At 45.3% G+C, this 289-nt stretch carries 1 protein-coding gene; it reads left to right on the forward strand.

The window, feature by feature from the left end:
• A partial coding sequence (locus HMPREF2885_RS04705; protein WP_148131136.1) for a hypothetical protein occupies positions 1-289 on the forward strand: 289 nt, incomplete at both ends.

A 289-nucleotide genomic window follows, 5' to 3' on the forward strand; every position in this document is an offset into this window, starting at 1 on the left:
ACAGAAGACCAAGTGAAAGCCAATGGCGGTCAAGTCGTTGAATTAACATTCGACGCCAAGATCAAAGCTGGTGCGAACTTGTCTGCACATGTGAAGGAAGACGGTCGTATACGGATTCCGAATAAGGCGACTTACAAGGTAGATCTTCCAAATAAACCAGGCTTTACGAAAGACTCCAATGAAGTCCCAGTAACGCCACCGACACCAGATGAACCAGAGATCAAGAAAGATGTCAATACTAAGGCTGAGGAAACGCTTGCTGATCGTGACCAAATTTTCACATACAACG

It is taken from the genome of Streptococcus sp. HMSC062H02 (assembly GCF_001813005.1).
Lineage (GTDB): Bacteria > Bacillota > Bacilli > Lactobacillales > Streptococcaceae > Streptococcus > Streptococcus oralis_S.